Source organism: Nocardiopsis sp. CC223A (genome assembly GCF_030766825.1).
In the GTDB taxonomy this organism is placed as follows: Bacteria; Actinomycetota; Actinomycetes; order Streptosporangiales; family Streptosporangiaceae; genus Nocardiopsis.
Map to the genome: position 1 here is coordinate 44678 of NZ_JASFDV010000025.1, position 14130 is coordinate 58807.

Below are 14130 nucleotides of genomic sequence, written 5' to 3' on the forward strand. Positions count from 1 at the left end.
CTGGGACACGAGTGACGCCTGAGCAACCGCGGGCCCGCGCCGTGCACATGTTCGCGAACACGGTTTTTACCGGCGTTTGACCGGATACCTTCCCTAGAGGCGGCGGTCGGATCCCACCGCCCCGGCGACCCGCGGGGAGGGGCACTTGCCCGAGAGCACGTACCACCAGATCCACTTCGCCTGGGCCGAACCCACCCTGCTGGGGCGCGTCGGCCCCGGGCCCGCCGCCTCCTCCCTCACCGAGGACGAACGCCTCACCCTGCGCGCCTGGCGCAACCGCCTCCAACCGGCGCTCACCGTCGACTACCGGGTGTGCCTGCCCGATCCGGCCGAGCACCCCGAGACGCTGTGGGTGCGCGCCTACGAGGACGGGCAGGCCGCGCTCGTCTACCGCTGGCCGGGGGACGTCGGGGCCGCGCACGCCTGGGCCATCGTCGGCCCGGCCGAGGGGCTCACCCTGCCGCGCCTCCTGAGCCTGCACGAGAACCCCAACACCCGCCCGCACCGCACCCGCCCGCCCGCGCCGGGGTGGGCGACGATGCCGGTGCTGGACGCCCCCGAACCCTGGGAGCGGTCGGCGGCGCCGGGCGCGGTGCGCGCCCGCGACCGCCGCGCGGCCGACCTCGCCGCCCCGGGCGGGGAGGAGCTGCTGGCGCTGGGGGTCGCCGCGGCGCTGGAGCGGCCCGACCTGCCGGTGCGGGTGTTCCTGGACCCGGGGCGGGCGGACCTGTGGAACGCGGTGCAGCTGCGTTTCCTGTGGGGGCTGCACCGGAGCCTGTACGAGGTGCTGAGCCCGCGCGGGACGAGCCCGGCGCCGGGCTGGGAGTGGTCGCTGTCCACGTACGACCCGGTGCTGGAGGAGAGCCGTCAGCACATCGTCTTCGGGCCGCCGACGGGGGCGGGGCCGCTGCTGCGGATGCCCGGCGCGGAGTTCCGAACGGTGGCCGAACGCCTGGTGGGCGTGCTGCGCGAGGAAGGCGGGGACGCGCTCGCGGACCACCTCGCGGAGCGGGGGGTCCCGGACGCGCCGACGTTCGGAGAGCGCCGCGGCCTCCTCACCGACTGGCTGGACCCCCGCCCGTCGGCCGCCCCGGCGGCGGACGGCGCCGGGGGCGGGGGCCGGGACGCCGCCGCCCGCCCGTTCCCCGACCCGGACGCCGCCCCTGCGGTGGACGAGGCCGGGAGCGGAGGCGGCGTCGAGGGCAGCGCGGACGGCCCGGAGCCCGGAGCCGAAACCGTGCGGGACGACCCGCACCACTCGCCGGAACCACCCGCGGCCACGTCTTTGCCTCCGGTACCCGTGGCCCGCCCGGAGGGAGCCGCGCGTCTGCGCCGCTTCGTCACCGAGGGCATCCCCGGCCCCGCGGAGACCGAAGACCCCACCGGCCCCACCGGCCCCACCGGTGGCGGGGGACCGGGCGACCGCACCGGCCCCGTCGGCTCGGGCGACGATCTGTCGGCGGCCGCGCACCCTACCTCCACGGACGGCGTCACCTCCACAGACGGCGCACGCCTCACGGATGCCGGGGAGTCGGCCGAGGACGCACCTGCGGACGCCCCTGACGGTCCCGGCAGCGGCTCCTCCGCTCCCACGGGCCTCACAGGTACCGGGGATGCGGCTTTCAGCGCCGTCGATGGCGGTGCCTTCCCCGACACCGGCGAACCCTCCGGAGTCCTGGGGGACGACCTGCCGGTGGTGGAGCCCCTGCCCGCCGTTCCCCGCACCCCCACCGATGCCGCACGCCTTGTGGATGACGAGGTTTCCCCCGTCCGCCCCGTCGGCGGCGGTGAGCCGTCCGACTCGGTCGGCCCTGCGGGTGCCATGGATGTCGGGGGTCCGGTCTCCGGCCTTGTCGACGGCGGGGCGTCGGCCGATCCCGACGGCCGTACCGGTCCCGCGGACACGGAGGGCGACCTGCCGGAGGCCGAACCCCTGCCCGCCGTCTCCCGCACCCCCACCGACGCCGCACGCTTCGTGGACGACGAGGCCTCCCCGGTCCACCCCGGCGGCGGTGAGCCGTCCGACTCCACCGGTCCCGCGGACACGGAGGGCGACCTGCCGGTGGCGGAGCCCCTCCCCGGGAGCCCCGGCGACCCTGTCGCCTTCGACGGCTCCGACGGCTCCGACGGCTCCGACGGTCCCGCACGGCCCGTCGACCCCGGCGGTCCTACGGCGGTGCCCATCCCCGCGGGCCGCACCGACCCCACCCGCATCACGGATACCGAGGCGGCGGGAACCGTTCACCCCGCGGACAGCGGGGGCACCGCGGCGGTCGGGGACGAGCTGCCCGAGGCCGAACCCCTGCCCGGTGACACCGGCGGCGGTTCCGCGCCCCCGTCCTCCCCCTTCCCGAGCACCTCCCGTGCCCGAGACCTCCCCGCCCGGGCCTGGGCGGTCTGGGCGGCCGCCGCCGAAGCCGCCTCCGCCCTGCCCGAGGTCGAACCGCCCGGCACCGACGAGACCGGACCCCAGGCTCCCCCCGAGCCCGCGGTCCCCAGCGGCCGGGCCGCCGTGGAGGCGCCGGGCCCCGAGCCCGAAACCGAGGAACCCCTCTGGCCCGGCGTCGCCCCCGTCGCCTCCGGCGGAGCGGACCCGGACGAGGCACTGTGGCCGTCCGCCGCCCCGGACCCCGGCCCCGGGTTCGGCAACGGTGCGGCCGGTCCGTGCCGCCCCCGCATCGCGCCGACGCCGACCGAGCCGACCACCGCCCCCGAGTCCCCGGACCCGGGCACTCCCCGGCCGGAGGAGCGCCCTTCGCGCATCTTCGACGCCCCCGAACCCCGCAGACCGCGCATCGCCCCCGCCGCCGACCCCGAAGCCCCGCAGGACCCCGAAGCCCCGCAGCCCGAAGCCCCGCAGGACCCCGAGCCCCCCGCCCCCGCCCGGCGTTCCCCCTCGCCCATCCGCACCGGCCTCTTCCGCAAGCGGACCACCCGGCGCGACAGCCCCGCCGGCGGTACCCCCAGCGCCGAGGCGCCGGAAACGCCGCGTTCCGACGGCCGGGTCCGCGCCCTGGCCGAGGGCGCCTTCGGGGGCCGCCCCACGCGGTCGACCCCGCAACCCCCGGACCCCGAAGAGTTCCCGCCCGCCGCGGAACGCACCCCGGACGAGGCCCCGCCCCTCTTCTCCGCCGCCGACACCGACGCCCCCGACACCGCCCCCTACCCGGAACCCCCCGACACCCCCGACTACGCCGCCGAGACCGCACCCGAACCCGCCGAGCAGGCCGCCGCGGGGGACAACTGGCCCACCCAGTACGTCGACCTCCCCCTGGCCCGCCTGGAGCGCTGGCTCACCAAGTACGGCCCTGAGGAGGCCCGCGTCGACCTCGTCGACGCCCGCGCCGCGGTGCGCGCCGAACGTTCCGAACTCCAGCGCGTGCGCGACGAACGCGACCACTACCACGCCGAACTCCAGGACTCCCGCCGCGAGGTCGCCCGCCTGGACCGTTCCTGGATCGACCGGGAGGACGACGACGAACCCCCCACCACCGGGCCCCCGCCGCGCCGCTGGCCCGTCCGCGTGCTGGTGGTGCTGCTCCTGTTCGCCTTCCTCATCACCGGCCTGGAGGCCGGGGCCCGCTTCGGGGTCGGCGCCCTCGACCTCCTCGACCCGCTCACCGGCGCCCCCTGGTGGCCGCTCTGATCCCGCCCGGCGGTCCGCCCGGTCCAGCACGCTCCGCCGCGTCCGCCACCGCACCCCGGCAGGCCACGGTGGGACCCCGAGCGGCGGCCCTCCCTCCCCGCGTCCGCGCGGCCGCACCCCGGGCGGCCGACTCCCGGCCCCGACGGCTCCGACACGTCCGCACCGCCGCCACCGGTCACATCCCGGGGCCGTCCGGATCCGCCCGCCGGTCCGCGACGGCGGGGGCCGACCGCCGCCCCTGCCGCAGGCACCCGACCACGGCCTCGGGCTGTGACCTTCCGCTGCCTTGCACCGCCGCTGCCCGCGAGCGGCGCGGCGGGGTGGCGCCCGCTCCTAACCTGGAGGGATGACAGGAACACCGCCGGTCCCCGCCACCCTCCCGCAACCGCTGCTGGAGGCGGTCCACGCCCTTCCCCTGCCCGAGCGGCGGCGCGCCGCCCTCGCCGCGGCCCCGGACGCGCACCTCCTCCTCGACGCCGCGGTGGACCTGGGCGACACCGCCCCCGACGGTGCCCGCGCCCTCCTGGACGCCCTGCGCTCCCACGCCCCGCAGGAGGCGCACCGCCAGTACGCCACCCACGCCCTGGCCACCCTCCTGCGCCGCCGGGGCGACGCGGACACGGCCGACCGGCTCATCGCCGACCTCCTCGACTCCGGCCGCCTCGACCGGGTCCTCGCCCTCCTCCTCGCCGAGGAGTTCGCTGCCGACGGCGCCCTCGAACGCGCCCTGAACTGCTACAACATCGCCTGCCGCAGCATCCTGTCCGGCCCGGCCGAGACCGTCGCCGACCTCAACCGCATCGGCCTGATGCCCCTCCTGGGCCGGGCCGCGGTCCGCGAACGCCTCGGCCTGTCCCCCGACGGCCACGACCTGGCCGCCCGCGAGGCCGACCGCCACCTGCCCGACGCGGCCGCCGAACTCCGGCGCCTGGCGGGTGGGACCACCGCCCCCGACCTCCCCCTCCCCGAGCTCCCCGAGGACTTCTCCGGCGCCTTCCCCCAGGACACCGGCGCCCCCCGCCCGGTCCCGGAGACCGTGCGCGAGAACCACGCCTTCTTCCCCCACCCCGCACTGGGCGAGGCGCGCGAGCGCGGCCTGCTGTCCGCCGACGCCGCCGACCCGGCCGCCCACCACCACACCGTCGAGCGCACCCTGCGCGCCCAGGCCCGCGGCTTCCCGGACGTCCGCCTGGGCACGATCGCGGTCACCCCGGACGAGGTCGCGGCCTTCGCCGCCGAACACGGCCTCGACCCGGCCGACCCGGGCACCCTCCGCGCCTGGGTCTCGGCGGTCCCTGCACCGGACTCCCCGCACGTCGCGCCCTGGCCGCCCGAGCGCAACCACCCCTGCTGGTGCGGATCCGGCCGCAAGTACAAGAAGTGCTGCGGCTCCGCCTCCCTGCGCTGACCCGCCCGGTCGGCCCGGGCCGGGGCAGGGGGACCGCGGCAGGGCGGCACCGCCGCCCTCCTGCCCGATGCCCCTGGAACCCGGAGGCCGCCCGCGGCATCGAACCGTCGTCCCATCGCGACGATCCGGAAGTGAGGTGGCGCCCGTGTTCGGAATCCTGCGCCCCTGTCGCCACACTCTGCCCGATGGGCTGGCCGACGAGTGGACGGCCCACATGTGCGGGCTGTGCCTGGCCCTGCGCGACGACCACGGCCAGGTCTCCCGGATCGCCACCAACTACGACGGTCTGGTCATCTCCGTCCTCACCGCCGCCCAGGCCCCGGAGCAGGCCGGGACCAGGCAGGCCGGACGCTGCCCGCTGCGCGGCATGCGCGGGGCGCGGGCGGCCGACGGCGCGGGCGCGCACCTGGCCGCCGCGGTGTCCCTGATGCTGGCCTCGGCCAAGATCACCGACCACATCGAGGACGGCGACGGCCTCTACGCCCGCCGCGGGGTCCGCGCCCTCGCGGGCCGGACGGCCGAACGCTGGCGGCGCGGCGCCACCGCCTCCGGCGACGGGCTCGGCCTCGACGGCTCCGCCCTCCTCGCGGTCATCGACCGCCAGCGCGAACTCGAACTCTCGGCCGGGCCCGGCACCGACGTCCTCACCGTCACCGCCCCGACCGAGGAGGCCACCGGAGAGGCGTTCGCGCACACCGCCGTCCTGGCGGGCCGCCCGGCCAACACCGGGCCGCTGCGCGAGGCGGGCCGCCTCTTCGGCCGCATCGCCCACCTCCTCGACGCCGTCGAGGACCTGGAGGAGGACCGGGCCCGCGGTGCGTGGAACCCGCTCACCGCCACCGGCACCGGCCCGGACCGGGCCCGTGAACTGTGCGACGACGCGGTGCTGGGCGTCCGACCGGCCCTGGCGGAGACCGCCTTCACCGACGACCGCCTGGTCCGCGCCCTCCTGGTGCGCGAACTCGGCCGCGCCGTCGACCGCACCTTCTCCCGGGCGGGCCACCACCCGCCCGGCCACGGCCACCCGCACCCCGGGCAGCGCCCGCGCCCCGGACAGCACCCGCACCGGCACCCCGGGCAGTACCCGGCCGGCGGCCCGCACCACCCCCACGGCCACCCGGACCGGAACCGCAGGCGCCGCCGCGACGACAGCGGCACCTCCGGCGACGGCTACGACGCCCACTCCTACGGCGGAGGGGACCGCGGCGGCCGCGACAAGGACGGCGGCGGCTGCTGTGAGACGTGCACCTGCGGAACCCCGCGACTGCATCACCCGCCCAAGCGCCGGGGGCCCATCGCCGGCTGCGCGGTGGCGCTGTTCATGTGCTGTAGCTGCCAGTTCTGCTGCCGCGACCCCCACCCGGGCCCCTGGACGGGCAAGCGGCGCGACGCCTGGTGCGACGGGTGCGACTGCCCGGACTGCAACTGCGACGGCGACTGCTGCTGTTGCTGCGACTGACCGCCGCCCTCCGCCACCTCCTCCACGGGCCTTCCACGGGCTCCCCACCGGGGCGTCGCCCCCGGTGACGGGTGCCTCGGGCGGACGGGGAGGACGGCCCTCCCGGAGCGGCCGTGCCCGTCACCCTCGACGGGTACGGGCCCTGTCGGCCGCCCGGCGCGCGGCCGCCGCGACCCGGGCGTCCGGGTGCAGGCGGCCCAGCGCCTCCAGGACCGGCAGGGCCTCGGGGTGGTCGACCCGCCACACCCGCTCCTGCCCGGACAGCAGGAGCTCACCGAGAGCGTCCGGCCCCTCCCCGACCCCGGGGCCGAACAGCTCCCCCAAGTGCTCCTCGCCCAGGGCCAACAGCCCGGACACCGTGTCGATCGTCCACCAGGGGCCGTACTCGGCGAGCAGGTCCCGGTGCTCCCCGGGAGAGGTCCCGGGCAGGGCCATCAGGGCCCCGGCCGCCAGCCCGGTCACCTCCGGGCTCCCGGATCCGAGCAGGGCGCGCAGCTCCGGCGCGGCCCCGTCGCCCACCGCGGCCAGCACCGACACCCCGATGGTGCGGCGCAGCGCCCCCAGCGGTCCGGGCTTGGCGGTCGCGGCGGCGATGTCCCGGACCGCCTCGGCGGCCGTCCGCCCGGCCAGCCACGGACCGATCTCCGCGTCGTGCCACCGCGGGGGCAGCGTGCTCAGCCGGTCGAGGAACCCGGTGGTCCCGGTATCGGCGGCCCGGCCGGCGGCGCCCGTGTCCGCGCTCGCGCCGGCGGACCCGGCCGCGGAACGCGGAGCGGGCACCGCGTCCGCGGCGACCGGCTCCGCACGCGGTCCGTCCCCGGGTGCGAGCAGCCGCGTTCCGTGGCGCCCCAGCGCGGTGAGCACCACCGCGCAGTCGACCGGTTCGGTCGACGTCGTCTCCTGGGCCCCCGGCCACAGCGGCAGCGGCGAGCGTCCGCGGCCGAGCCGGTGCGGGACCAGGAGCCCGGCGGGGGAGACCCCGACCAGCCGGACCGCCCCGGCCCGGGCCAACCGCACCACACCGGCGTACACCGCCTCGGTCACCGTCGCACGGGCCCGCGGCTCCAGCTCCGCCGGGTACCGGTCGCGACGCATGCGCCACGCCAGATCGACCAGCTCCATCAGCGGGACCGCGGCGCCCTCGGGCATCCCCAGCAGCACACGCAGGGCGGCGGGCAGGACCTCGTTCCCGCCGACCTCCCGCCCGGGGATCTCATCACCCCTGACGGCCGACCGGAACAGGGCCTCCCACACGGCCAGGAGCCCATCGGGGTCCCCGTCCGCGAACCCGGCGGCGGGGCGCGCCACCTGGGATTCCACCTCGACGACCCCCAGCTCCACCGCCGCACGCCACAGCGCGGCGAACTCCGGCAGGTCCCGGGCGTCGTTCAGCCGCCGCAACCGGTCGGCGCGGTCGGCGGCGGCCGCCTCCGTGACCGCGGGCCACAGTCCCAGCTCCGCCACCACGGCGCGCACGTCGTCGGCACCGAGCATCCCTGCGCTGGTCAGCGGTCTGCACGGGGCGAGCCACCGGGCCAGGTCCAGCAGGTCGCGCAGGGGCACGCTCCGCGCGGCGGCCCGGGCCGGTCCCGTCCCGTCCGGCAGCGCGAACGCGACGCGGCCGCCCATGCCCCACCCCGACACCGGCAGCGATTCCTCGAAGCCGCCGTACCCGGGCTCGGCCACGACCCCCCGGGCCGAACACTCACCGGCACCCCCGGTGCCACCACCGGTTCCGCCGGTCTCCGCCGCCGGGGATCGCTCACCCCCGGAGACGATCCGCGGCCGGACCGGTCGGCCGCCGTCCGTGCCAGTCCACACCATTGCCGTTCCCCGCTCACATAGCACTTTCCGCGACGACCGCCTCACCGCGCGCAACGACCACCGTTCTACCGTCCGCGGGCCCGTACCGGGGGCGGTTTCGTGCAATCCGCACCCGCTTCCCACCTCCCGCGCGCGAACACACCACCCGAGATGGTGTCCCACCGAGCGGTGTGACTTCGTTCGACCCCCGCGCCCCAAAGGCAACGACATACCGGTCAGTGATCCGTTCTTGTTCGAACATCCGTTGTTCTCGCACCACTCCACGGGACATGACCCCACCCGACGGCCCCGGCCGTGATCCGGTGCGGGGAACCCTGTGAACATCCGGACGGCGCCCGACGCACGGGGATAACGTGGTGGACATGGCCGAAGACACCTCCGTGGACGTGCCCCCGACCCGGCACGACGACGCCCTGATGACCGCCCTGCGAGCCCTGGACCTTCCGGAGGCCGTTCTGCGCGACGCGCAGGCGCACCCACAGGAGCGGAGGGAGATCCTGATGGACGCCGTGGCGGCGGACCTCCTCCCGAACGGCCGACGCGACCAGGCCCTCCGAGTGCTGCGAGCGCTCCGCGAACACCCGCCCACCCCGGAGGACGGCCAGTACGCGGCGATCGAGCTCGCGTACACGCTCCGCGAGAGCGGCGCGCCAGAGGACACGGCCGAGGCCGACCGGATCACCGCCGAACTCCTCAGGCCCGGGAACCTGGAGAAGACGCCCGCGTTCATGCTCGCCGACGAGCTCCGCGAACGGGGCGCCACGGCCGAGGCGCTGCACTGCTACAACATCGCCGCCCGCGCCCACCTGGTCCGCCCCGCCGAGGAGATCGAGGACCTGGGCCCCTACGACCTGGAACTCCTGATGCACCGCGCCGACATGCGCATGCGGCTGGGGTTCGCCCCCGACGCGCACGACGTGACGGCGATCGCGGTGGCGGCCCGGGAGATGGCGCTGGACGACGGGGAACCCGGGTGGGAGGACGACCTCCCACCGGGTGAGGGCGAACCGGACATGCACGTCGAGGTGCTCTTCGCCCGGGAGTCCTTCGAGGAGGCCCGCGACCGGGGCCTGCTCACCGGCGAGACGGCGGAGCACGGTGCCGACGCCTACTACCGCGCGGCCGAGGCGATGATGCGCGGGCAGGCCCGCGAACACCCGGGCACACCGCAGCGGGTGCTCCTGCACGGCGTCGCCGAGATCACGGCGTTCGCCGAGGACGCGGGCCTGGACCCGGCCGAGCGCCGGACCCATCTGGAGTGGGCGCGGGCGACCACCACCGTCGACGGCCCGTGGTCGGCCGCCTGGCCGCCCGGCCGCAACGAACCCTGCTGGTGCGGCTCCACCCGCAAGTACAAGAAGTGCTGCGGTTCCCCGACCCACCGCTGACCCGGCACCGGCCGGGCCCCGTCACCGACCGCGCCCCATCCGGCCGGTTCCGGCCGTGAACCGGGCCTCGCGCCGCTGCCGACCCCCGCGCCACCGGAGCACCGAGCGCCGATGACCGACAGCACCTCGGGCTTCTCGCGGCTCACGGTGCCGGGGGCGGCGGCGCAGACCCTCGACAGGTGGGCCTGGTCCGGACCGGCCGACCGCCGACGGTGCGGCTCCGGCGCGCCGACGTCGCGGGGACGAACCCCGCCCCGGTGGTCCCACACCCGCCGGAACTCCTCGCTGTGCGTCGGCGGCGGTTCGGCCGGGCGGCGGGCACGCGCAGGGGCTCGGGGCCGATACGCCCGTTGGACGTGCCCCGGGGGCGGATCGTGGCCGGCCGGGCGGAAGCAGGTGGTCGCGCTCGTCGAGCGACGGGTGCCGGCCCCTGGGCGATCGAGGCGGGCATCCGGGGGAGGGCCGCGGGCCGTGTTCCCGCCCCGGACGCGAGTGGTGGCCGGCCGACGTGCGGCACAGCGACGCGACCTCCTCGCGCCGCAGCCCGCCGACCCTGCGGCGCCGCCCGCGCGGCGGGCCGACACCGGGGCGTTCTCGGTCGCCGCGGTCGGGATGGCGATCGGCCTGGTCGTCGTCGCGCAGCTCGTGGACCGCTTCGCCGCCCGCCACATCCTCGTGCCGGGGTTCGTGCTGTTCGCGGCCTCCATGGCGCTGATCGGCCTGGTGCCGCCGGTCGAGTGGGTCTACCTCGTCCCGTGCCTCTTCGTGGGCTTCTTCGGGGCCGGGACGGCCGTGCCCGCCACCAGGGCGGTGGTGAGCTGGTTCGACAACAACCGCGCCCTCGCCGTCGGAGTCGTGACGGGCATCATCGGACTGGGCTCGGCCCTGGCCCCGCTGCTGACCGGAGCACTCCTCGAAAGCGTCGGATGGCGGTCGGCGTACGGCCTCATGGCCCTGGTCTCGGTCCTGGTGTCGGTCACGATGGTCACCCTGTTCGTGCGCGCCCGCGCCGAACACCACGTCCGCGGACGACTCGTCCGGGAGACCCGGGCCCAGGGCCGCGACGTCAGCCTCGAACTCCCCGGCCTGATGGTCGGCGATGCGGTCCGCACCCGGCGGTTCTGGGCCATCGCGCTCGGGCTGGGCCTGGTCGGGGTCGTCGTCTACGGCCTCCAGGTCCACCTCGTACCGATGATGACCGACCGCGGGCCGGCCACCGAGCAGGCGGGCACCCTGCTGGTCGTCTTCGGCCTCGCCTCGCTCGTGGGCCGGGTCGCCGGCGGCCTCGTCCTCGACCGCGTGCACGCGACCGTCGTCGGACCGGTCGTGATCCTCGCCCCCATCGCCGGCATGCTCTTCCTGGAATCGCCCTTCACCGGCGCCGCCGTCGCGGTCGCGTTCATCGGCGTCGCCTTCGGCATCGAGGGCGACCTGCTCACCCTGCTCATCACCCGCTACCTGGGCACCCGCCACTTCGGCCGGATCCCGGGCCTGATCCAGACCGCGTTCCTCCTGGACAGCGCGCTGGGGCCGCTCCTCCTCGGGCTGGGCTACGACCTGCTGGGCTCCTACGACCCCGTCATCCCCGTCCTGACGGGCGTCCTCGTCGCCGACGCGGTCCTCATCGCCACCCTGGGCCGCTACGCCCACCCCGCCGTCCACGGCTTCGACCGCCTCGCCGCCCGCGACGAGCTCGCCGCCGCCGAGGTGCTCAGCGGCATCGCCGGGAGCGGCGACCCCATCGCCGGGAGCGGCGACCCCCACGGCTCCCCTGACAGGCCCCGGGCCTGCGGCTGACCATCCCACCCCGTCCGCCCGGGCGGACGGCCGACACCGACCCTCCCAGGAGAGACCATGACCGAACAGAACCCCTGGCCGACCCGGCGGGCGGGACGGGCGACCGTTCTCGCCCAGTTCGGACGCGCCCGAGCCGACCTGATGCAGTGGGCGCTGACCACCGGCGACGCGCTCGCCGACGCGGTCGTCGCCGAGATGCACCGGCTCGGGACACAACAGGACAGGCCCGTGGTCGACCAGGGCATCCGGGAGGGCCTGGCCTCCCTCACCGACCCGCCCCGGCACTGGAGGCGCTGCTGCGGCAGACCGAGAGTCTGCCCGACTACGCGGACGACGCCCTGCTCGACCGGGGACCCCTGCCGTTCCACACCTCGCCGCCGCCGGTGCACGTCATCGCGCTCAACGCCGGTTCCCTGATCCGGGTCTACGGATCACCGTCGATCTCCACGGTGCTGACGACCACCGGGCGGCTGGTCGACTCCGCGCAGCGGCGCATCCAGGAGACCGGGGCGTGGCTCACCCGGGTCATGCTGCCCGGCTGCCTGCGCGTCGGACGGCCGGGCTACGCGGCGACCCTCCAGGTGCGGATGCTGCACGCGCACATGCGCAGGCTCGCGCTGAACCGCGGCTACGACGCCTCGGCCGACGGCAGCCCGACCAACCAGGTCGACCTGGGGCGGACCTGGACGGACTTCACCCTCACCGCCTACACGGCCGAGGCGATCCTCGGTTTCGGGCTGAGCAGCCGCGAACAGGCCGACCTGTACCGCTACCGGTGGTACGTCGCCCACCTGCTGGGGATCGACGAGCGCCTGGTCCGGGGGATCGCGGGCAACGAGGCCGCCGCCCGCCTGGACGCCGTCTTCCAGACCGTGACCGGACCGGCCACGGAGGACTCCGCCGTGCTGGCGGACGCGACCCTGGAGTCGGCGACCTCCGCGCTGCACGGACTGCTCCACGTCCCGCGCGAACCGGCCCGGCCGGCGCTGAACGCCATCGCCCGCCGGATCCACGGCGACGCCGTGTGCCAGGACCTGCGGATCCCCCCTCCCGCTCGCCGACGCCTGGCTGGGCCCGTGCTCTCCGGGCTCGCGCTGGCGCGCGACCGCCGCCGCCGGGACCCGCAGCGCTGGCAGGCCGCGATCGACCGCAACCTGGCGGCCGCCCTCGACCTGGCGGCCCGGCCCGCCCGGCCCACGGCCTACCAGCGCGTCGCCACCGGCTCCGCCGACTGAAGGCACCATCCCGTACCCGCGCCCCGGCCGCGGGCACTGCTCCCCGTCGGCCTTTCCCGGACCGGCCGGGGCGGACCCGACCCGGGCGCCGCCGGAAGCACACCGACTCCAGGACGGTGCCCGCCCCACCTCCCGCCAGAGTCGGAAAGCCCTTCTCCATGGCCGTTTCCGGCCGTTCGGTGGTACTGGCTCCGACATGCGCGCACCGTTAGAGTCACTGCTCGATCACCGCTGAGCCCCCACCCTGTGCGAGGAGTACGGTGCCCACCGAACGGATCTGGCTCGACGTCCCCTACGCGGAGAAAGACCTGGCGAAGGCCGAGGGCGCGCGTTGGGACCCCGGCGCCCGCCGCTGGTACGCGCCCCGGCCGGGCATCGCCGCGCTGGAGCGCTGGGCGGCGCGCCCCGACGTCCCCGACCTGCTCCCCGGCGAGGACCGCTCACTCGGCTCCGGCCTGTTCGTCGACCTGGTGCCCACCACCTGCTGGTTCACCAACGTGCGTTCCTGCGTCTCCCAACAGGACTGGGAGCGGCTGCGGCGCATGGTCGTGAACCGCGCGGGCCGGGTGTGCGAGATCTGCGGAGCGTCCGCCGACCGTGCCGCGCAGCGCTGGCTGGAGGTGCACGAACGGTGGACGTTCGACGAGCGCTCCAGGACGCAGACGCTGCGGCGGCTGATCTGCGTCTGCACGCCCTGCCACACCGTCACCCACTTCGGCCTCGCCCAAGTGAAGGGGCTCGCGACCCAGGCGATGGCCCACCTGATCGCCGTCACGGGAGCATCCCCGACAGCGGCCCGGCACCACGTCGACGAGGCCTTCGCCCTTTGGGAACACCGCTCCCGCACGGTCTGGGACCTGGACCTGGGCATGCTCACCGGGGCGGGGATCACCGTCCAGCCCCCGCCCGAAGCGCGTCGCCGCGCCGACCAGGCCCGCACCGAACTCCTCCGCAGGCAACCCCTCCGGTGACAGTGCCGTCCGACCGGCAGCGACCGGGCCGCCGCCGCCCGGAAAGCCGGAACCGCCTACCAGGACGTCGTGGTGTACTTCCGTCACCACAACACGGGCAGGGCGAAGCGGTGGACATGGCCTGGTCGCGATCGATCGGCATCGGGGCCGGCGGTGCGGCCCGGTCCCCCCTGAGCTTGCTCCTGACCACCTCTCTTTTCCTCACGGCCTGCTCCACCGGAGACGACGGTGTGGGAGTACCACCACCGGCCGGGCCGCGGGTGCGGCGGACCTGGTGTGGGAAACGGACGATCGCACATCCGCCGACGCACTCGTTCCGCTTCCCGGGGGCGTCGTTGTGGTCCACGAGGAAGGGATCGTGGCCCTGGACCGCTCGTCAGGAGAGGTCCTGTGGTCGCACGG

9 protein-coding genes are annotated in these 14130 nt (G+C 76.4%); 8 read left to right on the forward strand and 1 reads right to left on the reverse strand.

Annotated features, from left to right (window positions below; translation table 11 throughout):
- Positions 1–145: 145 nt before the first annotated feature.
- The 3 genes from QJS33_RS12735 to QJS33_RS12745 all read left to right on the forward strand — a co-directional run bounded on the left by QJS33_RS12735 (position 146) and on the right by QJS33_RS12745 (position 6513).
- The gene (locus QJS33_RS12735) at positions 146–3646 is read left to right on the forward strand and encodes a hypothetical protein (RefSeq protein ID WP_306368144.1); all 3501 of its coding nucleotides are present in this window, start codon (positions 146–148) and stop codon (positions 3644–3646) included.
- Between the two features lie 346 nt (positions 3647–3992).
- The gene (locus QJS33_RS12740; protein ID WP_306368145.1) at positions 3993–5054 is read left to right on the forward strand and encodes an SEC-C metal-binding domain-containing protein; all 1062 of its coding nucleotides are present in this window, start codon (positions 3993–3995) and stop codon (positions 5052–5054) included.
- Positions 5055–5199: 145 nt separating this feature from the next.
- Complete coding sequence (locus QJS33_RS12745; RefSeq protein WP_306368146.1) at positions 5200–6513, forward strand: DUF5685 family protein; 1314 nt, start codon at positions 5200–5202, stop codon at positions 6511–6513.
- 120 nt (positions 6514–6633) lie between these two features.
- On the opposite strand, the gene QJS33_RS12750 is transcribed toward QJS33_RS12745, so the two are convergent.
- A complete protein-coding gene (locus QJS33_RS12750; RefSeq protein ID WP_306368147.1) occupies positions 6634–8199 on the reverse strand; it encodes a hypothetical protein in 1566 nt (521 codons plus the stop codon).
- A gap of 500 nt (positions 8200–8699) precedes the next feature.
- Here QJS33_RS12750 and QJS33_RS12755 point away from each other — a divergent pair, with 500 nt between their 5' ends.
- From QJS33_RS12755 to QJS33_RS12775, 5 genes are all read left to right on the forward strand, one after another.
- Entirely contained in the window at positions 8700–9725 is a 1026-nt protein-coding gene (locus tag QJS33_RS12755; protein WP_306368148.1) for an SEC-C domain-containing protein, read from the forward strand.
- A 495-nt stretch (positions 9726–10220) separates the two neighbouring features.
- Positions 10221–11522, forward strand: coding sequence for an MFS transporter (locus QJS33_RS12760; RefSeq protein ID WP_306368149.1), 1302 nt, complete (start codon positions 10221–10223; stop codon positions 11520–11522).
- A gap of 57 nt (positions 11523–11579) precedes the next feature.
- Entirely contained in the window at positions 11580–11939 is a 360-nt protein-coding gene (locus tag QJS33_RS12765; protein WP_306368150.1) for a hypothetical protein, read from the forward strand.
- On the forward strand, positions 11906–12757 hold the full coding sequence (locus QJS33_RS12770; RefSeq protein WP_306368151.1) for an oxygenase MpaB family protein: 852 nt from the start codon (positions 11906–11908) through the stop codon (positions 12755–12757). Before QJS33_RS12765 ends, QJS33_RS12770 begins: the two co-directional genes overlap by 34 nt.
- Positions 12758–13017: 260 nt before the next feature.
- Positions 13018–13728, forward strand: coding sequence for a DUF5710 domain-containing protein (locus QJS33_RS12775; RefSeq protein ID WP_306368152.1), 711 nt, complete (start codon positions 13018–13020; stop codon positions 13726–13728).
- Positions 13729–14130: the final 402 nt, after the last annotated feature.

What these genes read in the sequence shown, in the direction of transcription:
- QJS33_RS12740 (WP_306368145.1), top strand. Translation starts at nt 3,993, where the DNA reads ATGACAGGAACACCGCCGGTCCCCGCCACCCTCCCGCAACCGCTGCTG.
- QJS33_RS12755 (WP_306368148.1), top strand. Translation starts at nt 8,700, where the DNA reads ATGGCCGAAGACACCTCCGTGGACGTGCCCCCGACCCGGCACGACGAC.
- QJS33_RS12765 (WP_306368150.1), top strand. Translation starts at nt 11,580, where the DNA reads ATGACCGAACAGAACCCCTGGCCGACCCGGCGGGCGGGACGGGCGACC.